Genomic DNA, 24,222 nt, shown 5'->3' on the forward strand with positions numbered 1-24,222 from the left:
CCTCACGGCCGAACCCGAGCGCGCCCGTCCTCCCCTCCCCCGCCGGGGAGGGAGGCGGGCGCTCGGCGTGCCCCGGTCAGGCCCGGCGGGCGGCGACCGCGCGGCTCACGTCTTCGGCGATCAGGTCCGCGTTGATCGCAGCGGCGGCCTGCACCCCGGCGGCAGCGGCAGCGATGACCTTCCCCTTCGGGTCGGCGACATTGCCGGCCACCCAGACGCCGGGCACCTCCGTCGCCCCGACCGGGTCGGCGGCGACGTACGTCCCGATCACCTGATCCACCGCCTTCATCTCGGCCGCCACCAGGCCCAGGTCCGCGAGGAAGTCCGCGCGGGCGGTGAAGCGGGGCTGCACCACGACGGCCTCGCACGGGACCACCCGGCCGCCCGCCAGCCGCACCCCGGTGAGCCGGTCGTCCGTCACGTCGAGGGCGACCACCTCGCCGTCGACCACGGCGATGCCACGGGCGGCCAGCTGCTCGTACTCCTCGTCGGTGGGCTCGGGCCCGGTGTGGCGGAAGAGGGTGACGTCCTCGCTCCACTGGCGCCACATCAGCGCCTGGTGCACGGCCATCGGCCCGGTGGACAGGACGCCGATCGGGCGGGAGGCGACCTCCCAGCCGTGGCAGTACGGGCAGTGCAGGACCTCGCGCCCCCACCGTTCGGCCACACCCGGCACCTCGGGCAGTTCGTCGACGAGGCCGGTGGTCACCAGGAGCCGGCGCGTCACGACCGCGGTCCCGTCCTTCCGTACGACGCGGAATCCCTCGCCGTCGGGCAGCCGCTCGGCGGCCACCACGGCGTCCTGGACGACCTCGCCCCCGTAACGGATCACCTCGTCCCGGCCGGTGGCCAGCAGCTCCGAGGGCTGGACGCCGTCGTGTCCCAGGTAGCCGTGCATGTGCGAGGCCGGGGCGTTGCGCGGGTGCCCCGCGTCGATCACCAGGACCGAACGACGCGCCCTGGCCAGGGTCACGGCCCCGCTCAGCCCGGCGGCTCCACCGCCGATCACCACCACGTCGTGGCGCCGGTCCGCGCCGTCGCCCCCGGTCACCTCGTTGCCGCCGTTCACGCCGTCGCCTCCGGTCATGTCGCTCATGAGAAGCACCTCCCTTTCACTGGGAGCGTCCACGAAGCAGCACCATTTCGGCAAGCTTCGTTGCCGTAACAGCAAACAGCGGAGATACGGGCTCCGTCCGGGAACCCCGGTCCTGGACTGCCCTAGAGGTTGCTCTCCTCCGGTTCGCCGACCGTCTGCTCCGACCAGATGACCTTGCCCGTCTCGGTGTAGCGGGTGCCCCAGCGTTCGGCGAACTGGGCGACGAGGAACAGGCCCCGGCCGCCCTCGTCCGTCGTCGCCGCGTAGCGCAGATGCGGTGAGGTGCTGCTGCTGTCGGACACCTCGCAGATCAGGTTGCGGTCGTAGAGCAGGCGGACCTCGATGGGAGCCGTGCCGTAGCGGACCGCGTTGGTGACCAGTTCGCTCAGGATCAGTTCGGTGGCGAAGGCCTCCTCCTCCAGGCCCCGGTCGGTGAGCCACTCGGCGACGTTCTTGCGGACCCCGGCGACGGCCGCCGGATCGGTGGCCACGGCCCATTGCGCGACCTGGTCCGGATCGAGCGTGCGAGTGCGGGCCACGAGCAGCGCGACGTCGTCGTCCGGCTGATCGTTCAGCAGCGCGTCGAGCACGTCGTCGCAGGTCTCCTCCGGTGTCCGGTCGCGGCCGGCGAGAGCGTCGCGCAACAGGTCGAGGCCGGTGTCGATGTCCCGGCCCCGCCGCTCGACGAGACCGTCCGTGTAGAGGACCAGGCGGCTCCCCTCGGGTACGTGGAACTCGGCCGCCTCGAAGGGCATGCCGCCGATGCCGAGGGGAAGTCCGGTCGGGACCTCGGGACACTCGACGGTGCCGTCCGGCAGTACCAGCACGGGCCCGGGGTGACCGGCCCGCGCCACCGTACAGTTCCCGGAGACCGCGTCGTAGATCGCGTACAGGCAGGTGGCTCCGGCGATCTCGATGTCGCCCTCTTCGGTTTCGTCCCGGTCGATCCGGGCCACCAGCTCGTCGAGATGCCCGAGGAGTTCGTCGGGCGCGGGGTCCAGCGAGGAGAAGTTGTGGACGCTGGTGCGCAGCCGCCCCATGGTGGCCGCGGCGTGCAGCCCGTGCCCGACCACGTCGCCGACGACCAGCGCCACCCGGGCGCCGGACAGCGGGATCACATCGAACCAGTCGCCTCCGACCCCCTCGTACGCCGGCAGATAGCGGTGGGCGACATCGAGGGCGTTCTGCTCGGGCAGGACGCGGGGCAGCAGACTGCGCTGCAGCGTCACGGCCATTGCATGCTCCCGCGAGTAGCGGCGGGCGTTGTCCACACCCACCGCGGCCCGTGCCACCAGTTCCTCCGCGAAGGACAGGTCGTCGTCGTCGAACGGTTCCGAATCGCCCGAGCGCCAGAAGTTGGCCATGCCCAGGATGACGCCGCGCGCGTGCAGCGGCACCGACATGAGCGAGTGGTATCCCTGCTCCCTGATCCGCTCGGCCACGTCGCGGTCCCAGTTCCGCCAGCCCAGCTTCATGAAATCGCTCTGCAGATCGGCATCGTCGCTGTGCACCCGCATGGCCCGGGTCCGGCTGGGGACGAAACCCACCACATGGTCGACCGGATACAGCGGGTGGTCCGCGTGGACCGCCGCGACGGCGATGCGGCGCATCTCCAGCGTGCCGCCGTCCGGTGTGACCGGTTCGTCCCCGTGCAGTACGGGATCGGCGAGGTCGACCGTCGCGGCGTCGGAGAATCCGGGGATCGCCACGTCCGCGAGTTCCTGCGCCGTCCGGGTGACATCGAGCGTGGTGCCGATCCGGGCACCGGCCTCGTACAGGAGCAGCAGTCGTTCGGTCGCGAATTCCGCCTGTCCCGTGACCGCGCGGAGCTCGGTGGTGTCCCGCAGGCTCACCACGGCGCCGGGCGGGCCGCCGTGCGCGTCGGTCGGACGGAGATTGACGGCCAGCAGCCGGTTGCCGGCCCGCAGCACCTCGTCCGTGACGGTGCGGCCGGAGACGAACAGTGCGGTGGTGCCGGGGTCCAGCCCCAGGTCCGCGACCGCCCGGCCCTCGGCGTCCGGGGGCAGGTCGAGGAGTCTGCGGGCTTCATCGTTGGCCAGGGTCAGCCGGTCGGCCTCGACGATGAGGACGCCCTCGCGGACCGCGTGCAGCACCGCGTCGTGGTGCTCGTACATCCGGGTCATCTCGGCGGGTCCGAGCCCATGGGTCTGACGGCGCAGCCGTCTGCTCAGCAGCGCCGCGCCGCCCGTGGTGAGCGCGAGGGCGACCACCCCCGCTCCGGCGCTCAAGGGGATGGAGCGGTCCGCCACGCTGTTCACCGACTCGACGGTGACCCCCACCGAGACCACTCCGGCGACCGAGCCGTCGGGCCGGGTCACGGGCACGACCGAGTTGACCGAGGGCCCGTGGAGTCCTCCGAAGGTCCGGGTGAACCCGTGCCCCGCCAGTGCCTCCTTGTAGGGGCCGACGATGTGCTTGCCGATCAGTGCGGGATCGGGGTGGGTGTAGCGGGTGCCCTGGGGGCCCGCCACGACGACGTACTCGACATGGGTGAGTCTGCGGACCTCCTCGGCGCTCTGCTGCAACAGTGCGGTGGGGTCCTTGCTGTCCAGCGCCGGTGCCACCCCGGGCGAGTGGGCGAAGGTCTCGGCGACGCTCAGGGTGTGGGCGCGGGCCTGGGACATGCTGTCGCGGCGACCCTGCACGACCAGCGCGACCGCCCCCGCCATGACGAGCAGCAGTACGAGACCGAGGACGAAGCAGAAGACCTGGCCCGCCACGGTGCGCACGCCGAGCAGGGAGCGCAGTCCGCGGCTCGGGGGCCGATCGGCCAGGCCCCGGCCGGACGGCGCGGGGGCCGCCTGGCCCGAGCGTCCCCCATCGTGCCGATGTGATCGCCGGACGGAGCGACGCAGCCGCGCCCGGAATCGGCCGATACCAGACATAACTTCAGGTCTAGCATGAATCGCACCTGCCCGAGAGGTCGCTGGTCAGCGGCTCAGAACCCGCCCCCGTCGAATCCACCGCCGCCCCCGAAGTCGCCGCCGCCCCCGCCGTCGAAGCCTCCGCCGTCGAAGCCCGACGGGTCGAAGTCGGACCCGGAGAAGTCGCCGCCGCTCCAGTCCCCGCCGGAGCCGAAGTCGCCGCCGCCGTACTCCGCCGCGTACGCGGGACTCGACAGCATGGAGCCGAGCACCGTGCCGACGAGCAGGCCGGGGAGCAGGCCGCCGCCGAAGTAGCCGCCCGCCCAGGGACCGTACGCAGGACCCGCCTCCCAGTACGGGCGGCGGCCCTCACCGGTGTCGACGGTGCGGCTGAGCGGCTCCTCGCCCTCGCGCAGCCGGAGCTCGTCCGCCGCGCAGACCGGGACCTCGCGCGCCGCGCCGCCGGACGGGGACCACCGGACGTCGGCGACCGAGGGGCCGTGCCGCGGGTCGAAGAAGCACGGCGGGCGGCGGGCCGGCGGTTCGCCGCCGGTGCGGCGGGCCTCCAGTACGGCGAGGGAGAAGCGGCCGTCCTCCAGGGCCCGGGTGACCCCGCGCACGTCGGACGGATGCCGGGCCCTGTCCATCCGGGTCTTCGCGGTCTCGTACGAGTCGAGGGCCCGCTCGTAGTCGGCGCGCATGTTGTCGTCGGCGCCCGGTTCGGCCGGGTGGAAGTCGAGCCGGTCCAGGGTTTCGCCGTACGCGGTGATGTCCTCGTCCACGACGACCCGGAGCTTGTCGAGGGCGGCCCGCTCCTCGGTCTCCCTGCGCTTCCGGTTGCGGCGGACGAGCGCGTAGGCCGTGCCACCGCCCAGCACCAGGAGCGCGCCGACCGTGATCAGCCCGGCGGCGGACGAGGGCCCGCCGCCCCCGGCAGCGCCCCAGGAGGCGGGGGCGCTGCCGCGGGCCTGCTCCACGGCCCGGTCGACGAAGGCGTTCAGCTGCGTCGCGGCGTCGGTGTCCGCACCGGGCGTCTCCACCGCGGCGGTGAGGTTGTGGACCGCCCGGGTGGACATCACCTGGGGGTCGGCGCCCGCGTCGAACCCGTTGCCGAGGCGGACCGCGTAGACGTCGGTGATCCCGGTGTCGGTGCGCAGGGTGGTCAGCAGGGTCTTCGCGGGGAACGCGGAGGTCGGCGGCAGCACCGCCACGAACACCGGCTTGTCGGCGTCCTTGATCTTCTTCGTCAGGGTGGCGGCCTGGCCCGGTGAGAGCTGGTCGGACGCCGCCGGGTCGACGTACACCGGGCCCTTGCGCAGCGCCTGCGCGACGTCGTCGACGGTGGACGCGGCCACGGTGGATGCTCCCGCCGGCGCCGGCGCGCCGGATGTCATGCCGAGGACGGCCGCCGCCAGGATCAGCAGCAGGCCGGCCAGCATGGTCGGGAACAACCTGTTCCGCATACTTCGAAGCTAACCCGGACGGGTGAGGCGTGCGACAGCCGTCACGCGCGGTGCTCACCGGCTCCGGGTGAGCCGGATGGTGTCGCGGTACCACTTGGCGCTGTCCTTGAGCGTCCGCTCCTGCGTGTCGTAGTCGACGCGGACGATGCCGAACCGCTTGCCGTAGCCGTAGGACCACTCGAAGTTGTCCATCAGCGACCAGGCGAAGTAGCCCCGGACGTCGGCCCCCGCGGTGCGGGCCGCGGCGACGGCGGCGATGTGGTCGGCGAGATACGTGGTGCGGTCGGCGTCGTGGATCTGCCCGTCCTCGGAGACGGTGTCGTCGAACGCGGCGCCGTTCTCGGTGATGACCGTCGGGACGCCGTACTCCTTCTCCAGGCCCACCAGCAGGTCGGTGAGGGCGGTGGGGGTGATCTCCCAGTCCATCGCGGTACGCGGCAGGTCGCGCTCCACGCCGCGGGTGACCGGCAGTCCCTCGGCGTCCACCGGGGAGCCCTCCTCCGTGACGCCGGAGAAGAGGGTGCCGCGGTAGAAGTTGACGCCGAGGATGTCGATCGGGGTGGAGATGACGTCCAGGTCGCCGTCCCGGACCGGGAGCTCGGCGTGCCGCAGGGCGAGGTCGGCGACGACGTCCTCGGGGTAGGCGCCCTTGACCAGCGGGTCCAGGTAGAGGCGGCGGCCCATCCCGTCGGCGCGGCGGCAGGCCTCGGCGTCCTCGGGGCTGTCGGTCTCGGGGGTGGCGGTGCCGAGGTTGAGCGTGATGCCGAGTTCGAGTTCGTTGCCGCGGGCGGCGGCCGTCTCCCGGATGTACCGCGCGGCGAGGCCGTGGCCGAGGAGCAGATGGTGCACGGCCCTGATCGCGTCGCCGAAGTCCTGCCGGCCGGGCGCCTGGTTGCCGTACGCGTAGCCGAGCATGGCCGAGCACCACGGCTCGTTCAGCGTCGTCCAGTGCTTCACCCGGTCACCGAGCGCGTCGTAGGCGAGCGCGGCGTACTCGGCGAAGCGGTGGGCGGTGTCGCGGGCCGGCCAGCCGCCCCCCGCGGTGGAACCGCCGATGTCGCCGGTCTCCAGCTCCTGCGGGAGGTCCCAGTGGTAAAGGGTGATCCAGGGGGTGATGTCCCTGGCCTCCAGCTCGTCGACCAGGCGCTTGTAGAAGTCCAGCCCCTTCGCGTTCGCCGGTCCGCGCCCGCCCGGCTGGATGCGCGGCCAGGACAGCGAGAACCGGTACGTGTCGACACCCAGGTCCGCGATCAGCCGCACGTCCTCGGGCATCCGGTGGTAGTGGTCGCAGGCCACGTCGCCGTTCTCGCCGCGGACGACCATGCCGGGCACCCTGCAGTACGTGTCCCAGATGGACCGGGTCCGGCCGTCCTCGGCGGCGGCGCCCTCGATCTGGTAGGCGGCGGTGGCGACGCCCCAGCGGAAGTCGGCGGGCAGGCCGGGGACGGCCGCGGCGGCGATCTCGCGCGCGTATTCCTCGGGGGTGGTGACGGGGGTGACGATGTTCATGGGTCTCCTGTGGTGTGCGTGGGGTCGCTGCGGGCGTGCGGGCGTGGGGTCGCTGCGGGCGTGCGGGCGTCGCTACGAGCGGGGGGTCGCGGTCGCGGTCGCCGCCGTCGCCGGGGCCGGCCGGTGGAGCCAGCAGGCCACCGTGCGGGAGCCGTCCGCGCCCGGCGCGGCGAGCACCGGGACATGGGCGGCGCAGGCGTCGAGCGCCTTGCCGCAGCGGGGGTGGAAGGCGCAGCCGGCCGGCATCGCGGACAGGTGCGGGGGCGAGCCGGGGATGCCGGTGAGTTCGCGGCGGGCGCCGTGCAGCGCCGGGAAGGAGTGCAGCAGCCCGTCGCTGTAGGGGTGGCGGGGGTCCTGGTAGATCGCGGAGGCACCGGCCTCCTCGACGATCCGGCCGCCGTACATGATCGCGATCCGGTCCGAGAATTCGATCAGCAGCGAGATGTCATGGGTGATGAAGACGACCGAGAAGCCCAATTCCTCGCGGAGTCTGACCAGTTGACGCAGGATCTGGCGTTGCATGACGACGTCCAGGGCCGTCGTCGGCTCGTCCATGATGACGATCTCGGGCTCCAGCGCGAGCGCCATCGCGATCATCACGCGCTGGCGCATCCCGCCGGAGAGCTGGTGCGGGTAGGCGGCGAGCCGGTCGGCGGAGATGCCGACGAGTTCCAGCAACTCCTTGGCGCGGGCCGTCCGTTGGTGCCTTTTCATGTCCGGGCGGTGGGCCCGGAGCACGTCGGTGAGCTGACTGTGGACGGTGTGCACCGGATTGAGCGAGTTCATCGCGCCCTGGAACACGATCGACAGCTCCTGCCAGCGGAAGGCCCGCAGCTCGGCGGCCGGCAGGGCCAGCAGATCGAGCGCCTCGCCGTCCCGCCGGTGGTAGTGGACCTCGCCGCCGGTGATCACCCCGGGCGGCGACAGCAGCCGGGTCACGGCGTACGCCAGCGTCGACTTGCCGGAGCCCGACTCGCCCGCCAGGCCCAGGACTTCGCCCCGGTGCAGGGTGAGGTCGATGTCGCGCAGCGCGTGCACGGCGCCGTCCCCGGTCCCGTAGTCCACGTTCAGCCCGCGGACGGTGAGGACGGGCTCGCTGCCGCTCATGAGCGGGTCTCCTTGTCGTGCGTACCGCGTGCCGGGGATGCGTGTGACACGGATGCGCGCGCCACGGGGGTGAAGCCGACCCTCATCCGGACCTTCCCGGACGCGCCGGACTCCGTACGCAGGCGCGGGTTGACGAACTCGTCGATGCCGAAGTTGATCAGGGCGAGCGACATGCCGAGCAGGGCGATGCAGAGCCCGGCGGGGACGAACCACCACCACGCGCCCTGGGCCAGGGCCTGGTTGGACTGTGCCCAGAACAGGACGGTCCCCCAGTTCCAGTCGGAGATGTCGGCGACGCCGATGAAGGCGAGGGTGATCTCGGAGAGGATCGCGAAGATCACGGTGGAGACGAAGCCGGAGGCGATGACGGCCGTCAGGTTCGGCAGGACCTCGAAGAAGATGATCCGCCAGGTCGACTCACCGGTGGCGCGGGCCGCCTCGACGTAGTCCCGGCGACGCAGCGACAGCGTCTGGGCGCGCAGCACCCGGGCTCCCCAGGCCCAGGAGGTGAGGGCGATGACGGCGGCGATGAGCAGATCGCCCGCCTCGGAGACGAAGCTGGCGATGATGATGATCAGCGGCAGTCCCGGGATGACCAGGAAGACGTTGGAGAGCAGCGAGAGCAGCTCGTCGGCCGTGCCGCCGAGGAAGCCGGCGCTGACCCCGATCAGTACGGAGAGGATCGTCGCGAGTATCCCGGCGACGAAGCCGACGACCAGGACTCCCCGGGTGCCGACGAGGATCTGCGAGAGCACGTCCTGACCGGTCTGCGTGGTGCCGAACCAGTGGGCTCCGGAGGGTGGTTGGAGCAGTTGGTCGCTCATCGTGTCGGGGTCGTACGGGGCGATCCACGGTCCGACGACCGCGATCACGACGAAGAAGGCGAGGATCCCGAGACCGACGACGGTCTTGCGGCCGCGCAGAAAGCGCAGCCTGCGCCTGCTGGGCGCCGGGTTCCCGTTCGGGTCGGTCCCGGCCGGGTCGGTCGCGGCGACCTCGGCGGTGGTGACGGCCATGTCCTAGGCCTCCCTTCGGGTACGGGGGTCGAGGACCATGTAGATGACATCGGCGAGGAGGTTCGCCGCGAGGACGGAGAGCGTGATGATCAGGAAGACGCCCTGCATCAGGGGGTAGTCCTTGGCGCCCACGCCCTGGAAGAGCTGGTAGCCGATGCCGGGGTAGGAGAAGACCATCTCCACCAGCAGGGTGCCGCCGACGATGAAGCCCAGCGAGAGAGCGAAGCCGGAGATGTTGGGGAGGATCGCGTTGCGTGCGGCGTACCCCAACATCACCCGGCGCTCGGAGAGCCCCTTGGCCTGGGCGACCATGACGTAGTCCTCCGAGGACACCGTCACCATCATGTTCCGCATGCCGAGGATCCACCCGGCCACGGCGCTGAGCACGATGGTGAGGCCGGGCAGCGCCCCGTGGTAGAGCGCGCTGGAGATGAACGGCCAGTCGAAGGCGGGCACGAGCGAGCCGTCGTAGCCCCCGGCGGCCGGGAAGAGCGGCCACTTCACGGCGAACAGGGCGATGGCGATGAGCCCCAGCCAGAAGTACGGGATGGCCGAGATGAAGGTGGTGACGGGCAGCAGGCCGTCCATCCAGGAGCCGCGCCGCCAGCCGGTGAAGACGCCGATGCCGGTGCCGAGCAGGAAGCTGATCAGCGTGGTGATGCCGACGAGCGCGAGCGTCCACGGCAGCGACTGGGCGATCACCTCGCTGACCGGTGTCGGGAAGAAGGTGAAGGAGAGACCGAGGTCGCCGTCGAGCAGATGCGACCAGTAGTCGGTGTACTGCTGCCAGAGCGACTGGTGCTTGTCGAGGCCGAAGAGCGCCTTGAGCGAGTTGACGGCGTCGGTGTCGAGCTGGCCCTGGAACCGGGAGAGCAGCGCCTGGACCGGGTCGCCCGGCATCATGCGCGGGATCAGGAAGTTGATGGTGATCGCGGCCCAGGCGGTGACCAGGTAGAAGGCGAGCCGTTGGAGCAGGTATTTCACTTCGCGCTCTCCTTCCGGCGCTCGTCGGCCGTTTCCGCACCGTCCGCGTACAGCCAGCAGGCCGCCCACTGGCCGCCTTCGAGGTCGAAGCGGGGTGGCGGTTCGGTGCGGCAGCGCTCCATGGCCTTCGGGCAGCGGGGGTGGAAGCGGCAGCCCGCGGGTGGGGCGATGAGCGAGGGCGGTTCGCCGCTGCCGGTCTCCTCCTGTTCCGCCTCGACGACCACCCGGTCCGGGTCGGGCGCCGAGGCGATGAGGAGCTGGGTGTAGGGATGGGCGGGGCGCTGGGTGACGGTCTCGCTGTCCCCGCCCTCGACGATCCGGCCCGCGTACATCACCAGCGTCGTGTCCGCGAAGTAGCGGGCCGACGCGATGTCATGGGTGATGTAGAGGATCGCGAGGCGCAGCCGGTCCTTGAGGTCCTTCAGCAGGTTGAGCACGCCGAGCCGGATCGAGACGTCCAGCATCGAGACGGGTTCGTCGGCGAGCAGGACCTGGGGATCGGCGCCGAGTGCGCGGGCGATGGCCACGCGCTGGCGCTGTCCCCCCGACAGCTCGTGCGGGAACTTGTCCAGGTACTGGTGCGGAGGCGTCAGCTGGACACGGTTCAGCAGGGTGGTCAGGTTCTCTTCCAGTTCCGCCTCGCCGCTGCCCGCCCGGCCGTGGATCCGCAGTGCCCGGGTGAGGTGGTAGCGCACGGTGTGCACCGGGTTCAGTGAGGCGAACGGGTCCTGGAGGATGAGCTGGACCCGGCGTACGTAACCGCGGAAGGAGCGGCCCCGTCCGGCCTTCACGGCCGTGCCGTCCAGCAGGATCTCGCCCTCGGTGAGCGGATGGAGCCGGGCGAGCAGTCTGGCCACGGTGGACTTCCCGGAGCCCGACTCCCCCACCAGCGCGGTGACCGTGCCGCGCCGCAGTTCCAGCGAGACGTCGTCGACGGCGTGGACGGTGCGGCGTCGGCCCGCGAGGAGGTCGCGTCCGGTGCGGCGTACGGGGAAGTGCTTGGTGACGGAGCGTGCTTCGAGCACGACATGGTTCTGTGCGGGCTGTTTCGACATGGCCGGTCCCTGTGTCCCGTATCCCTGGCTCTACTTGGCGGGCTGGAGCTTCAGCACGATCTGCAGCGCGGACGGCTGGGTGTGCTGCGGCGGGGCGTACGGGTCGGCCTCGGTGGGCCAGCCCACCCAGTTCTTCGTGGAGTACTCGGCCCCGATGGGGGCAGCGGCCGTCGGGATCACCGGTGCCTGCTCGACCATGATCTTCTGGAGGGTGTTCATGGCCTCGGTGCGGGCGGAGTCCTCGGTGGCGCTCGCGAAGTCCTTGAGCGCCTCGGTGGCCTCGTCGCTCTTGAAGCGGCCGAAGTTGCCCTGCTGGGAGGCCTTGCCGACGGGCTGGAGCAGCGCGCCGTCCATGATGTTCTGGTACATGTCGTACGGGGTGGCGCCGCTGTTGGTCCAGTGCAGGGTGGCGTCGAAGTTGCCGTTGGCGACGTCCGCCCCCCAGGCCTCGGCGGTCTGCGTCTTGACCTTGGCCTCGATGCCGAGCTGCTTGATGTTGTCCTTGATGATCGCGAGACCGGTGATGTAGTCGTTCCAGCCGGCCGGGTCGGTGAAGGTGAGCTTCACCGGCTTGCCGTCCGGGTCCTTCAGTACGCCGCCGCCGAGCTCGAACCCGGCGTCGGCGAGGATCTTCTTGGCGCCCGCCACGTCCGGTGCGGTGGTGGCGCTCTTGTACTCGGGCGCGAGGAAGGACTCACCGGCGGGCAGCGGGATGCCGGTCGGGTTGGTGATCTCCGGGTAGAGCGTGGCCTCGGCCTGGGTGTGGATCGCCTTGCGGTCGACGACCATCGCCATGGCCTTGCGCAGCGCCGGGTTGTCGAAGGGCTTGCGGGCGGTGTTGAACCACAGTCCGTGGATGCCGAGCCCGGAGGGGAACCACAGCTTGTGGTTCCCGGGGTCCTTGCTGATGAACAGCTGCTTGTAGTTGGGCATGAAGACGAACGACCACTCGACCTTGCCGTTCGCCAGCGCCGTGGTCGCCGCACTGTTGTCGTTGTACGCGGTGTAGCGCAGCTCCTTGACCTTGGTCGCGCCCTTCCAGTACGTGGGCGTGGCGGTCAGCGTGGTGGTCTGCGGGGTGAACGTCTTGAGCTTGTACGGGCCCGAGCCGACGGGCGTGCGGTTGGGCCAGGTCTCGGGGTTCTTGACGCCTTCCCAGATGTGCTTGGGCACGATGAACTGCTGGATGATCTTGTTCTGGTTGACGTACTGGGACTCCTTGAAGGTCAGCACGACCTGCTTGCCCCGCACCGCGATCCCGTCGAAGGGGATGCCGTTCCAGTTGAGCGCCGTGTGCTTCTTGAGCAGGTCGAAGGTGTACGCGACGTCGTCGGCGGTCAGCGGCTTGCCGTCGGCCCACTTGGCCCTGGGGTCGAGGGTGAAGGTGACCTCGGTGAAGTTGGACTCCCATTTCCAGCCGGTCGCCAGCCACGGAGCGGCCTTGTCCGCGGGCCGGATCTGGTTCGTCATGGCGAGGGGCTCGTAGATCATGTAGCGGTAGCCGAGCGTGGCCCCCGCCGAGGTGTTCAGGAACGGGTTGCTGTTGTCGGTCTGCGGCCCGTCCGGCTTGCCCAGGGTCAGCACGCCAAAGGCGCCGCCCCCTTTGTTGGCACCCGAGTTGGCGGACGAGCAACCGGCGGCGAGCGCGACCACGGCGGTGGTGATCGAGAGCGCTCTCAGGATGGCGTGACGTCGTGCGGACATGGCGACTCCAGGAAGTACTGCGGTCGGGGAGATCCGGAGGATACGGAGGAGCGGGCGGCCGGAGGCTCCGGCCGGACCGCTACGGCGCCGAGCGGCGCACGACCAGTTCGGTGGGCAGCACGACCGGTGCGTCGGGTACCGGCGTGCCGCCGAGGTGGGCGAGCAGCATCCGCGCGGCCGTCTCACCCATCCGCCGGGTGGGCTGGCGCACGGTGGTCAGGGGCGGTTCGGTGTGTTCGGCCATCGGGATGTCGTCGAAGCCGACCACGGCGATGTCGTCCGGCACCGACCGCCCGGCGGCGCGCAACGCCCTCAGCACGCCCGCCGCACTGATGTCGTTGTGCGCGAAGACCGAGTCGAAGTCCGCGCCGGAGGCGATGAGTTGCTCCACGGCCAGTCGGCCGCTGCGTTCGGTGAAGTCGCCGTGGACGACGAGATCGGTGGGCAGGACCGTACGGAATCCGTCCAGCCGGTCACGTACGCAGCCGAAGTGCTGGGGACCGGTGATGACCAGGGGTCTGGCGCGTCCGGCGGCGAGCAGATGCCGGGCGGCGCTCGCGCCCCCTTCGCGATTGGTGGTCACGACGGAGGGGAACTCGGGGTGGTGGCCGCGGTCGTCGATCAGCACGATCGGCAGACCGCCGTGGTGCAGCGCGGTGAGGTGGTCGAGGGTGTTCTCGGGTTCGACGACCAGGAGTCCGTCGAAGGCGCGCGCCGACACCTGGCCGGTGAAGCGCTGCACGGACTCGGCGCCGCGGTTGCAGGTGAAGAGCAGCAGCCCGTAGTCGGCGGCCTCGACGGTGTCCACGACGCCCTGGAGCACTTCGCCCATCCACGGCCAGGTGAGCGAGGGCACCAGCATGCCGACCGTACGACTGCTGCCGCGGGCCAGGCCGACGGCACCCGAACTGGGTACGTAGCCGAGCTGTGCGATCACTTCACGAACGCGGGCGGCCGTGGAACCGTCCACTTCGCCCTTGGTGTTGATGACCCGCGACACGGTCGTCTTGCTGACGCCGGCCACACGGGCGACATCGGCCATGGTGACGCGCATCGGGGGCCTCCGGGGCAAGGCATGAGGGACAACTGGAACCGGTTCCGGAACCGGTACCGGCGTTGCGGCGTGAGTTAACCCCGCCGGAACAGTGCCGTCAATACTTCACACCGACATTGGTCCGTACCCATCCGGGACCTCATCTCCCGTGCAGGCAAGGCATGTTGTTCGTTCACTTCCTGAACGCGCACTCTCTTGACGCGACCGGCCCGGAAGCGATTCACTCTCGGCTCGATCGACAACTGCTCCCCACAACGACCTGGCTAAGGGCCGTCCCGTCGTCCCTGGTGGCCCGCCAGGGATGACGGGACAGCCCTTAGCCTCGATCCGCCGACGTGGTCTGGAAGTGATCTTCTGACGGGCTTCTGAGCCGGTTTTGGGTCGACCGATGGGCATGGGCGTGCTGCATCCGCTGGTCTGCCCAGCTTTTCCACGGTTTTGGTTCCGGTCGGGCCCTGGCGGGCGGGGTGGGCAGAGACTGTCAGGCGGGTTCGGGTGGGCGGTGGACGGTGTCGAACAGGTGCGTCCAGGCTTTTTGCCAGGGCCAGTTGTGCGGTAGGTGCAGGGTGACGCGCCGTGCGGAGCGGGCGATCCGGGCCGGGACCTGGACCAGGTGGGCGCGGAGGGTGGCGGTGGTGGCCTTGGCGTGGAAGGCGGAGGTCAGTGCCCCGGCGGCCCGCAGCAGGTTGTAGGCCATCGCCCACTGGATCAGCCAGGCGGCATTGGCGTGGAAGTGTCCCGACGGCAGGTGGGCCAGGGCGGAGGCTTTGCTGTCGGCGATGACCTGCTCGACGACGGCGTGGTGGCGGTGCTCCCGCTCGGCCTCGAGCGTCGGCGCGGGGGTGTCGGTGAAGAACGGGTGGTGGCGCCAGACCGGGAACAACTCGCCCTGCTCGCCGACGACGGCGGGTTTGGCCAGGTCACGGACCCGGCGCACGATCAGCCGGGCCGTGACCCGCTCGCCTTTCTTGCGGCTGGCGAAGGCGGTGTAGGCGGGCATCTCGGCAACCTCGGCGTCCGAGATGAGCTCGCCGGTCTCAGGGTCGGGCACCGCGGTCGGGTAGGTGATCTGCTGCCACGCGGTGTCGGGGATGCTGTGGATGGCTCGTTCGATGGAGGGGTTCATCCCGGTGGTGAGGGAGAAGCGGGCGCCGGACCGGCGGCAGGCGGCGATGACACCGGCGTTGTAGAACTGCGAGTCCGCGCGCAAGATGCGCATGCCGGTGCAGCCGGCCTCGACGGCGGTGGCCAGCGCCTCGCTGACGAATTTCGGGGCGCCCCGGGAGTCGGCTGCTTTGCCGCGGCGCATCCGCACGGTGGCGATCACCGGGCGGGAGGTGGGGGTGCAGATCGTGGCGAGCAGAGGGTGCAGGGTGCGGATGCCCTTGAACCGGCCGTACTCGCCACCCTGCTTGGTGCGGCCGTAGACGCGTTTGTGGGTGGAGTCGACGTCGATGAACGCCTTCTCGCCGGAGCCGGGCAGCAACGGGGTGTGCGCGGCCAGTTCGCCGAGGAACCTGCGGTGTACCGCGTGCAGTTGGAGGGCGTGACCGTGGGTGAAGGAGCGGAGGAAGGTGCCCAGGGTGGACGGGGCACGGACCCCTTCGAACACGGCCGACATCGCACCGTGGCGCAGAACGTCGAGGTCGTCGATGCTGTCCGCCCCTGCGGCCATGCCGCCCACGATGGCGGTGACCTTGGCGTCCGCCGAGGCACCCGCGCCGTTCTTCGTCCCGGTCAGCCTCACCTTCTCCCTCACCAGCCGGGGCAGACCGCACCGCTCGGCCAGCCGCATCACCGGAACCAGCCCGGCATGCGCGATCAGGTTCGCGTCATCGAAGGCAGCGGAGACCGCCGCCCGCGTGTGGGAAACTTGCATCTCGGAAGTGCCTTGCTGATTGTGCGTGATGGAGCCTGAAGAACTCCCATCATCGCAGGTCACAAGGCACTTCTTCGTTTTCCGAGACGTTATCCACAAGGCACGGGTCGGTGGATCGAGGCTTAGTGTGACCGGATGACAGAATTCGGCGTCCTCGACGACCACACGGGCTGGCGGAAGGACTTCGAGCGGCGGCTACGCGCCTCGTACGCGGCGGCCGGGTTCGGTGTGCCCGCGGCCGAGCGCATGCTCGAAGGCGTGCGCGAAAGCATCGGCGACTGGACCGTCGCCGAGATCACGGACACCGGGACCCGCGTGGGGCACGTCGCCGTGGTCGTGTCCGACGACAACGGCCTGGTCGCGGGCCGTATCGGCGACCTCCACGTCGACGCGCCCCACGCCGGCCGGGGGCACGAACAGGCTGCCCGGGACTGGGCCGAGGAATGGTGCGCGGAGCGCGGCGCGGGCCGGATCGGCATACGGCTCACCGAGCCCGCCGGTGGGTTGTTCGACGATTACGGCGTCCGCGGGCAGCTCAGGGCACGGCGCGTGGGTTCCCCGCCGGAACCCGTCGACGGCGTCACCGCCCGGCCGATGACGCAGGCCGAGTATCCCGAGTGGCTCGCCGCCGAGAAGGCCTCCTACGCCGGCGACATCATCCGGGCCGGAGCCCTGAACCGCGAAGAAGCCGTACTCAAGTCCGACCGCGACTTCGCGCTGCTGCTCCCCGAGGGCCTGGCCACGCCCGACAACACGTTCCTGGTGCTGGAGGCGGCGGGCGGGCCCATCGGCACCGGCTGGTTGAGGCACGGGCACCTTCCGGGGGTCACGTACGGCTACTCGCTGCACGTCCAGGAGCGGCACCGCGGCAAGGGGTACGGCCGGGCGGCGATGTCGGCCGGCGAACTGGCGACGCTCGCGGCCGGCGACTCGACGCTGATGTTCACCGTGTGGGGCGGCAACGAGGTGGCCATGAACCTGTACACGAGCGCCGGATACCGGGTCGTGGAGGAAATGCGCTCCCTCGCCCTTCCGCGCTCCGCCGCCTGAGAGCCTGTCGCCCGATCAGAGGTCACCCGACAGGCTCTGAGCGGCACGACCGGTCCGGCGGGCCCACGGCGAACGTGCAGTGGGCCCGCCCCCGCCCGCACTACTCCGTGGGCTCGATCCCCGCCCGCAGCAGACCGTAGGTGTACGCGTCCTCCAGCGCCTGCCAGGACGCGGCGATGACGTTCTCCGCGACACCGACCGTCGCCCAGTCGCCGTCGCCGTCGCCGGTGGTGATGAGGACGCGGGTGATGGACTCGGTGCCGGTGCGGCCTTCGAGGATGCGGACCTTGTAGTCGATCAGCTCCAGCTTGGCGAGCTGGGGGTAGATCCGTTCCAGGGCGACCCGCAGCGCCCGGTCGAGGGCGTTGACCGGGCCGTTGCCCTCGGCGGTGGCGACGATGCGCTCGCCCTTGGCCCAGAGCTTCACGGTCGCCTCGTTGGCGTGCGTGCCGTCGGGGCGGTCCTCGACGATGGCGCGCCAGGACTCGGTGCGGAAGTAGCGGCGTACCCGGCCCTCTGCCTCGGCGCGCAGCAGCAGCTCGAAGGAGGCGTCCGCGGCCTCGTACGTGTAGCCCCTGAGCTCGCGCTCCTTGACCCGCTCGACGACGCGGCCGACGAGCTCGCGGTCGCCTCCGAGGTCGATGCCGAGCTCCTTGCCCTTGAGCTCGATGGAGGCGCGGCCCGCCATGTCGGAGACGAGCATCCGCATGGTGTTGCCGACCAGGGCGGGGTCGATGTGCTGGTAGAGGTCGGGGTCGACCTTGATCGCGGAGGCGTGCAGTCCGGCCTTGTGGGCGAAGGCGGAAACACCCACATAGGGCTGGTGGGTGGAGGGAGTCAGGTTGACGACCTCGGCGATGGCGTGCGAGACACGGGTCATGTCGGCGAGCGCGCCCTCGGGCAGGACGGTCTTGCCGTACTTGAGCTCCAGGGCGGCGACGACCGGGAAGAGGTTGGCGTTGCCGACCCGCTCGCCGTAGCCGTTGGCGGTGCACTGGACGTGGGTGGCGCCCGCGTCGACGGCGGCGAGGGTGTTGGCGACCGCGCAGCCCGTGTCGTCCTGGGCGTGGATGCCGAGCCGGGCGCCGGTGTCGGCGAGCACCGTGGAGACGACGGCCTGGACCTGGGCGGGAAGCATGCCGCCGTTGGTGTCGCAGAGGATGACGACATCGGCGCCGGCCTCGGAGGCGGCGCGCACGACGGCCTTGGCGTACTCGGGGTTGGCGCGGTAGCCGTCGAAGAAGTGCTCGCAGTCCACGAAGACCCGGCGGCCCTGCTCGCGGAGGTAGGAGACGGTGTCGACGACCATCTCCAGGTTCTCTTCGAGGGTGGTGCGCAGCGCGAGTTCCACATGGCGGTCGTGGGACTTGGCGACCAGCGTGATCACCGGGGCGCCGGACGCCAGCAACGCCTTGACCTGGTGGTCCTCGGCGGCCTTGCCACCGGCCCTGCGGGTCGCGCCGAAGGCGACCAGCTCGGCGTTCTTGAACTCGATCTCCTGCTGCGCGCGGGCGAAGAACTCGGTGTCGCGGGGGTTGGCGCCGGGCCAGCCGCCCTCGATGAAGCCCACGCCGAAGTTGTCCAGGTGCCGGGCGATGGTCAGCTTGTCCGCGACCGTCAGGTTGATGCCTTCACGCTGGGCCCCGTCGCGCAGTGTGGTGTCGAAGACATGGAAACTGTCGTCGGTGGCCTTGGCCTTGGTGGTCATGCTGGTCTGACTCCTGTCGGATGAGCGGATCCGGACGATCTGGCTCCACTTGCCCCCATCATCCCGTGCGCGTCCCGCCCCGGCCGAGGTGAGGGCCGGAAAACGAAAAAACCCCTCGCGGGTGCGAGAGGTCTGCGCGCGGGTCTGGGGCACGGTGGCCGTGCCGCACGTGGTGGTGCGGAACGGTCACTGCGGACCGGCGCGCCTGCTGCCAATAATCATGACGGACGAGGACACGGAAGCAGTCTTGCACAGGGCCGCCTCCGTGCCCCGCCCCGTCTCAGGATGCGGGCGTGACGCTGGTCGCTCCGGACGGCTCCGTGCTCGCCCGGTCCGCGTCCTTGGCGCCGACCCGGCCCAGGTCGATGTCGCGGGTCTCGCGCATGGTCAGGTAGACGACCAGGGAGACCGCCGCGCAGCCCGCCACGTACCAGTAGAAGCCGGACTCGATGCCCGCCTTCTTGAACCAGAGCGCCACGTATTCGGCGGTGCCGCCGAAGAGCGCGTTGGCGATGGCGTACGGGAGGGCGACGCCCAGGGCGCGGATGCCGGTCGGGAAGAGCTCCGCCTTCACACAGGCGTTGATCGAGGTGTACCCGGTGACGACGACCAGGGCGAGCAGCGCCAGGCCGAAGGCGGGCCAGAACGTGCCCGCGTGCTTGAGCATCGTCATGATCGGCACGGTCAGGAAGGTGGAGCCGACGGCGAAGGTGATCAGCAGCGGGCGGCGGCCGATCCGGTCCGAGAGCATGCCGGCCAGCGGCTGGATGCACATGAAGACGAACAGGGCGCAGAAGCTGACGAGCGAGGCGGTGGGCTTGTCCATGCCGGCGCTCTTGGACAGGAACTTGGAGAGGTAGGTCGTGTACGTGTAGTACGCGACGGTCCCGCCCATGGTCAGCGCCATCACCAGGAACGCCTCGCGCTTGTGCCGCCACAGCGCCTTCAGCGTGCCGCGGTCGTCCTGCTCGGCGGCGCCGGACTCCGCGTACACCTCGGTCTCCAGCATCGAGCGGCGCAGATAGAAGACGATCGCGGCACCGAGCGCACCGACGACGAACGGGATGCGCCAGCCCCAGCCGTGCAGGGCCGCCTCGGACATGTTGCGTTGCAGCACGATCTGGAGGCCGAGACCGACCAGCTGTCCCGCGGTCATGGACACGTACTGGAAGCTGGAGGCGAAGCCGCGCCGATCGGGTGCGGACGCCTCGGTGAGGTACGTGGCGCTGGCGGCGTACTCGCCGCCGACGGACAGGCCCTGGAGCAGCCGGGCCACCAGCAGGACGGCGACACCGCCGTACCCCGCGACGTCGTACGTCGGCGCGATGGCGATGAGGATCGCGGAGGCCGACATCAGCGTGACGGTGAGGGTGAGCGCGGCCTTGCGGCCTCTGCGGTCGCCGATCCGGCCGAGCAGCCAGCCGCCGACCGGCCGCATGAAGAAGCCGACGGCGAAGATGCCCATGGTGTTCATGAGATTGGCGGTCTCATTGCCTTCGGGGAAGAACGAATCCGCGAAGTAGACCGCGAAGGTCGCGTACACGAACCAGTCGAACCACTCGACCATGTTGCCGGCCGAACCGACCCAGATTTTCTTCCACTGCTCTCGTCCCATGGTCCGTCACCGTGCCCGAACAGCCGGGACCGGAACAAGGGCGCAATGCGCAACGATCGCGCGTACTTACGTGCGTTTCGTTCACGGCTCCACGACCGCTACCGGGCGGTGAGCGAATCCTCGATGAACTCCCCTACCTGCGCGAGGACTTGAGAACGGCCGGTGCCGGGGAGGCCGACCGCGACGTGGACGCTGAAGCCGTCGAGCAGGGCACGCAGCCGGGTCGCGAACCGTTCGGCGTCGACGCAGTGGAACTCCCCCGCCGCCGCGCCCCCGTCCAGCAGGGCCACCAGGTCGCGGTGCCAGGCGTCCTCGATGGCGGCCTGCCGGGCGCGTGCGTCGTCGTCCGCGTTCTGCGAGCGGTTCCACACCTCCAGCCAGAGCGTCCAGTGCGGATCGCGGTGGCCGTCGGGGAGGTACAGGTCGATGTACCCGTCGAGCCGTTCGCGGGCCGTCCCCGGCCCCGACAGCAGGGCGCGCCGCTCCGCGCCCAGCCGTCCCTCGCTCCACTCCAGGGTCTGGAGCAGCAGCTCGTCCTTGGTACGGAAGTAGTAGAGGAGGTGTCCGCTGCTCATCTGGACCTCACGGCCGAGTCCGGCCATGGTGAGGCCGTCGAGCCCCCGTTCGGCGATGGTGGCCATGGCGGCGGCCAGCAGTTCCTCGCGGGGCGGGGCGGTGTTGCGACGGCGTGGCGCGGGGGGCACTGTTCAGACCTTCGGCTGCTGTTGCGTGATGCAGTGGATGCCTCCACCGCCGGCAAAGATCGTACGGGCGTCGACGAGGGTCACCGTACGGTCGGGGAACAGCTCGCCGAAGATGGCCGCCGCTTCCTTGTCGCGCGGGTCGTCGAAGGCGCAGAGGACCACACCGCCGTTGCAGAGGTAGTGGTTGATGTAGGAGTAGTCGACCCACTCCCCGTCCGCCCGCAGCACGGTGGGCGCCGGGACCTCCACGACGTTCAGGGAGCGGCCCCTGGCGTCGGTGGCGGCGCGCAGGACGCGTACGGTCTCGCGGGTGATCTCGTGGTCGGGGTGGGCCGGGTCCGGCTGGACGTGGGCGACGACGGTGCCGGGGCGGGCGAAGGCGGCGACGATGTCGACATGGCCCAGGGTGCCGTACGTGCCGTAGTCACCGGCCAGTCCGCGCGGCAGCCAGATGGCCTTCTCGGTGCCGAGCCGGGCGTGGATCTCGGACTCGACCTGCTCGCGAGTCCAGTCGGGGTTGCGCTCCTTGCCGAGCTGGACGGTCTCGGTGAGCAGTACGGTGCCCTCGCCGTCCACGTGGATGGCGCCGCCCTCGTTGACCAGCCGGGAGCTCCGCACGGGTACGTCGGCGAGCTCGGCGACGGAGCGGGCGATGTGCTGGTCGTGCTCCCAGCGGGCCCAGCCCTGGGCGCCCCAGCCGTTGAACGTCCAGTCGACGGCGGCCAGTTGCTGTCCGTCGGTGACGAAGGTGGGGCCGATGTCCCGCATCCAGGCATCGTCGAGGGGGCGGACGGCGAGCTCGATGTCCGGGCCCAGGAGCGCGCGGGCGCCGTCCTCCTGGCCGGGTCCCACCACCATCGTGACGGGTTCGAAGCGGCGCACGGCGCGGGCGACGGTGGCCCAGGCGGCGCGCGCCTCGTCCAGTTCGGCGTCGGTGTCGAAGGTGGGGTTGGGGCCGGGCCAGGCCATCCAGGTGCGTTCGTGCGGGGCCCACTCGGGCGGCATGCGGAAGGTCACGGGGGTCCTTAGAGGAAGTAGAGGCGGTTGAGGGAGACGGAGTCGGCGGGCTCGGAGCGCAGCGGGTCGCCGTCCAGGGTGACCAGCCCGCTGCGGGCGTCCACGGCGACCTCTCCGGTGCGGGAGTTGTGGATCAGGTCGCCGGGGCCGATGCCCCGGGTGCCGCGCACGCCGACGCGGCGGCGGCGGGTGGGCATCGAGTCCGCGCCGAGCTGGGTCGCCGCCTGCGAGACGAAGGCCACGGAGAGATCGGCGGCGGTGGCTCCGTACGCCCCGAACTGCGGTCCGAGGACCAGGGGTTCGCAGGTGTCGGTGGCGGCGTTCGGGTCACCCGTGACCCCGTACGCGGGGAAGCCGGACTTCAGTACGAGCTGCGGCTTCGCGCCGAAGAACTCGGGCCGCCACAGCACGAGGTCGGCGAGCTTGCCGGTCTCGATGGAGCCGATCTCGTGCGCGAGACCGTGGGCGATGGCGGGGTTGATGGTGAGCTTCGCGATGTAGCGCAGCACCCGGGCGTTGTCGTCCGCGGGGCCGTCGCCGTCCATCGGGCCGAGCTCGGCCTTCATCTTCCCGGCCATCGCGAAGGTGCGGCGCACCGTCTCACCGGCCCGCCCCATGCCCTGCGCGTCGGACGAGGTGATGCCGATGGCTCCCAGGTCGTGCAGCACGTCCTCGGCGCCCATCGTCCCGGCGCGGATGCGGTCGCGGGCCATGGCGGCGTCGCCCGGCAGGTCGGTCTTGAGGTCGTGTACGGAGACGATCATTCCGTAGTGCTCGGCGACGGCGTCCCGGCCGAAGGGCAGCGTCGGGTTGGTGGACGAGCCGATGACGTTCTCGACGCCCGCCATCTTGAGGACGTTGGGGACGTGCCCGCCTCCGCAGCCCTCGATGTGGAAGGCGTGGATCGTGCGGCCCTCCAGGACGCGCAGGGTGTCCTCGACCGACAGGCACTCGTTCAGCCCGTCGCTGTGCAGGGCGACCTGTACGTCGTGCTCCTCGGCGACCCGAAGCGCGGTGTCCAGGGCGCGGGTGTGGGCGCCCATGTCCTCGTGCACCTTGAAGCCGCAGGCCCCGCCCTCCGCGAGCGCCTCGACCAGCGGAGCCTGGTGGGAGGACGAACCGCGGCCCAGGAAGCCGATGTTGACCGGCCAGGCGTCGAACGCGTTGAAGGCGTGGCGCAGGGCCCAGGGCGAGTTGACGCCGACGCCCCAGACCGGGCCGAACTCCTGGCCGATGATCGTGGTGACGCCGGAGGCGAGCGAGGCCTCCATGATCCGCGGCGAGAGCAGATGGACGTGGGTGTCGACGGCGCCCGCCGTCGCGATCATCCCCTCGCCGGAGACGATGGTGGTGCCCGTGCCGACGACGACGTCCACGCCGTCGAGGGTGTCCGGGTTGCCGGCCCGGCCGATCGCGGAGATCCGGCCCTCACGGATGCCGATCGACACCTTGCGGATGCCCTGCACGGCGTCGATGACCAGCACATTGCTGATGACGACGTCGCAGGTGTCGCGCACCGCGGCGGCCTTGAGGTGCAGCCCGTCGCGGGCGGTCTTGCCGAAGCCGGCGAGGAACTCCTCCCCGTAACTCTGTGCGTCGGACTCGACGCGGACGGTCAGGCCGGAGTCACCGAGCCGGACCCGGTCCCCGGCACGCGGGCCGTGCACGGAGGCGTACTCGTACGGATCGATGCTCATCGGTCAGCTCCCAGATATCCACAGGCCGCGGCGCGGCGCAGGGCCTCTTCGCGTGCGCCGGGGGCGTCCAGCGGGCCGTCGACCAGGCCCGCGAAGCCGATCGCGATCCGGTCGCCGCCGATGGGCACCAGACCCACCTCGACGGTTTCGCCGGGGCCGAAGCGGACGGAGGACCCGGCGGGGACGCAGAGCCGCATCCCGTAGGCGGCCGCGCGGGCGAAGTCGAGCCGGGGGTTGGCCTCGAAGAAGTGGAAGTGCGAGGTGACGGAGACCGGCACGGTCGCGGTGTTGTGGACGGTCAGCCGCACCGCGGGCTCCGGCTCGGGCGTGGCGGGCCCGGGGACGACGGCCCCGGGCGCCTGGTCGCCCAGCCCGCCGCCCAGCGGCCGGGAGACCACGGCGAGCCGCGAGCCGTCGTCGAAGACGGCCTCCACATGGACCTCGGTGACGACATCGGCGACGCCCGGCAGCACGTCGTCGGGGCCGAGCACCGACCGGGCGGCCTCGATGGCCTCGGCCAGTCGGCGCCCGTCCCGGGCGGCCTCGCAGACCGTGTCCGCGATCAGCGCGGTCGCCTCGGGGACATTGAGCTTGAGCCCCCGGGCGCGGCGGGCGCGGGCCAGTTCGGCGGCGCCGAAGAGCAGCAGCCGGTCACGTTCCGTCGGAGTCAGTCGCACGT

General features: G+C 70.9%; 17 protein-coding genes and 1 pseudogene. 1 reads left to right on the forward strand and 17 read right to left on the reverse strand.

What is annotated here, in order from left to right; all coding sequences use genetic code 11:
* Nucleotides 1-76 precede the first annotated feature (76 nt).
* From OG520_RS11570 to OG520_RS11620, 11 genes and pseudogenes are all read right to left on the reverse strand, one after another.
* On the reverse strand, nucleotides 77-1,087 hold the full coding sequence (locus OG520_RS11570; protein ID WP_399335641.1) for an NAD(P)/FAD-dependent oxidoreductase: 1,011 nt from the start codon (nucleotides 1,085-1,087) through the stop codon (nucleotides 77-79).
* 131 nt (nucleotides 1,088-1,218) lie between these two features.
* Nucleotides 1,219-3,855 carry a SpoIIE family protein phosphatase gene (locus tag OG520_RS11575; RefSeq protein ID WP_406016463.1) on the reverse strand — a complete coding sequence of 879 codons (2,637 nt, stop codon included), beginning with the start codon at nucleotides 3,853-3,855 and terminating at the stop codon, nucleotides 1,219-1,221.
* 200 nt (nucleotides 3,856-4,055) lie between these two features.
* Nucleotides 4,056-5,444, reverse strand: a complete 1,389-nt coding sequence (locus OG520_RS11580) for a hypothetical protein (protein WP_406013107.1) — start codon at nucleotides 5,442-5,444, stop codon at nucleotides 4,056-4,058.
* Nucleotides 5,445-5,498: 54 nt separating this feature from the next.
* Nucleotides 5,499-6,953 carry a GH1 family beta-glucosidase gene (locus OG520_RS11585; RefSeq protein ID WP_406013108.1) on the reverse strand — a complete coding sequence of 485 codons (1,455 nt, stop codon included), beginning with the start codon at nucleotides 6,951-6,953 and terminating at the stop codon, nucleotides 5,499-5,501.
* 72 nt (nucleotides 6,954-7,025) lie between these two features.
* Nucleotides 7,026-8,276 (reverse strand): ABC transporter ATP-binding protein, encoded by a 1,251-nt coding sequence (locus tag OG520_RS11590; RefSeq protein ID WP_406013109.1) that lies wholly within the window; start codon nucleotides 8,274-8,276, stop codon nucleotides 7,026-7,028.
* Nucleotides 8,237-9,076, reverse strand: a pseudogene (locus OG520_RS11595) (ABC transporter permease); the annotation flags it as partial. The pseudogene OG520_RS11595 and the gene OG520_RS11590, both read right to left, overlap by 40 nt.
* Nucleotides 9,077-9,079: 3 nt before the next feature.
* Nucleotides 9,080-10,060, reverse strand: a complete 981-nt coding sequence (locus OG520_RS11600; RefSeq protein ID WP_406013110.1) for an ABC transporter permease — start codon at nucleotides 10,058-10,060, stop codon at nucleotides 9,080-9,082.
* A complete protein-coding gene (locus OG520_RS11605) occupies nucleotides 10,057-11,115 on the reverse strand; it encodes an ABC transporter ATP-binding protein (RefSeq protein ID WP_406013111.1) in 1,059 nt (352 codons plus the stop codon). Before OG520_RS11605 ends, OG520_RS11600 begins: the two co-directional genes overlap by 4 nt.
* A 30-nt stretch (nucleotides 11,116-11,145) precedes the next feature.
* The gene (locus tag OG520_RS11610; protein ID WP_399335592.1) at nucleotides 11,146-12,819 is read right to left on the reverse strand and encodes an ABC transporter substrate-binding protein; all 1,674 of its coding nucleotides are present in this window, start codon (nucleotides 12,817-12,819) and stop codon (nucleotides 11,146-11,148) included.
* 79 nt (nucleotides 12,820-12,898) lie between these two features.
* Nucleotides 12,899-13,873 carry a LacI family DNA-binding transcriptional regulator gene (locus OG520_RS11615; protein ID WP_406013112.1) on the reverse strand — a complete coding sequence of 325 codons (975 nt, stop codon included), beginning with the start codon at nucleotides 13,871-13,873 and terminating at the stop codon, nucleotides 12,899-12,901.
* Between the two features lie 481 nt (nucleotides 13,874-14,354).
* Complete coding sequence (locus tag OG520_RS11620) at nucleotides 14,355-15,752, reverse strand: IS1380 family transposase (RefSeq protein WP_406013113.1); 1,398 nt, start codon at nucleotides 15,750-15,752, stop codon at nucleotides 14,355-14,357.
* 135 nt (nucleotides 15,753-15,887) lie between these two features.
* On the opposite strand from OG520_RS11620, the gene OG520_RS11625 reads away from it, so the two are divergent.
* Complete coding sequence (locus OG520_RS11625; RefSeq protein WP_406013114.1) at nucleotides 15,888-16,802, forward strand: GNAT family N-acetyltransferase; 915 nt, start codon at nucleotides 15,888-15,890, stop codon at nucleotides 16,800-16,802.
* Between the two features lie 100 nt (nucleotides 16,803-16,902).
* Here the strand turns inward: OG520_RS11625 and cimA are convergent, their stop codons facing one another.
* The 6 genes from cimA to ureA all read right to left on the reverse strand — a co-directional run bounded on the left by cimA (nucleotide 16,903) and on the right by ureA (nucleotide 24,220).
* The gene (gene cimA / locus OG520_RS11630; RefSeq protein ID WP_406013115.1) at nucleotides 16,903-18,510 is read right to left on the reverse strand and encodes a citramalate synthase; all 1,608 of its coding nucleotides are present in this window, start codon (nucleotides 18,508-18,510) and stop codon (nucleotides 16,903-16,905) included.
* A 280-nt stretch (nucleotides 18,511-18,790) separates the two neighbouring features.
* Nucleotides 18,791-20,125, reverse strand: a complete 1,335-nt coding sequence (locus OG520_RS11635; RefSeq protein WP_406013116.1) for an MFS transporter — start codon at nucleotides 20,123-20,125, stop codon at nucleotides 18,791-18,793.
* Between the two features lie 98 nt (nucleotides 20,126-20,223).
* The gene (locus tag OG520_RS11640) at nucleotides 20,224-20,829 is read right to left on the reverse strand and encodes a TetR/AcrR family transcriptional regulator (RefSeq protein ID WP_406013117.1); all 606 of its coding nucleotides are present in this window, start codon (nucleotides 20,827-20,829) and stop codon (nucleotides 20,224-20,226) included.
* Nucleotides 20,830-20,832: 3 nt separating this feature from the next.
* Nucleotides 20,833-21,834 carry an agmatine/peptidylarginine deiminase gene (locus OG520_RS11645; RefSeq protein ID WP_399335637.1) on the reverse strand — a complete coding sequence of 334 codons (1,002 nt, stop codon included), beginning with the start codon at nucleotides 21,832-21,834 and terminating at the stop codon, nucleotides 20,833-20,835.
* A gap of 20 nt (nucleotides 21,835-21,854) precedes the next feature.
* Nucleotides 21,855-23,543, reverse strand: a complete 1,689-nt coding sequence (locus tag OG520_RS11650; protein ID WP_406013118.1) for an urease subunit alpha — start codon at nucleotides 23,541-23,543, stop codon at nucleotides 21,855-21,857.
* On the reverse strand, nucleotides 23,540-24,220 hold the full coding sequence (ureA, locus tag OG520_RS11655) for an urease subunit gamma (RefSeq protein WP_406013119.1): 681 nt from the start codon (nucleotides 24,218-24,220) through the stop codon (nucleotides 23,540-23,542). Before ureA ends, OG520_RS11650 begins: the two co-directional genes overlap by 4 nt.
* Nucleotides 24,221-24,222 lie beyond the last annotated feature (2 nt).

Source organism: Streptomyces sp. NBC_00984, assembly GCF_045162475.1.
Taxonomy (GTDB): Bacteria; Actinomycetota; Actinomycetes; order Streptomycetales; family Streptomycetaceae; genus Streptomyces.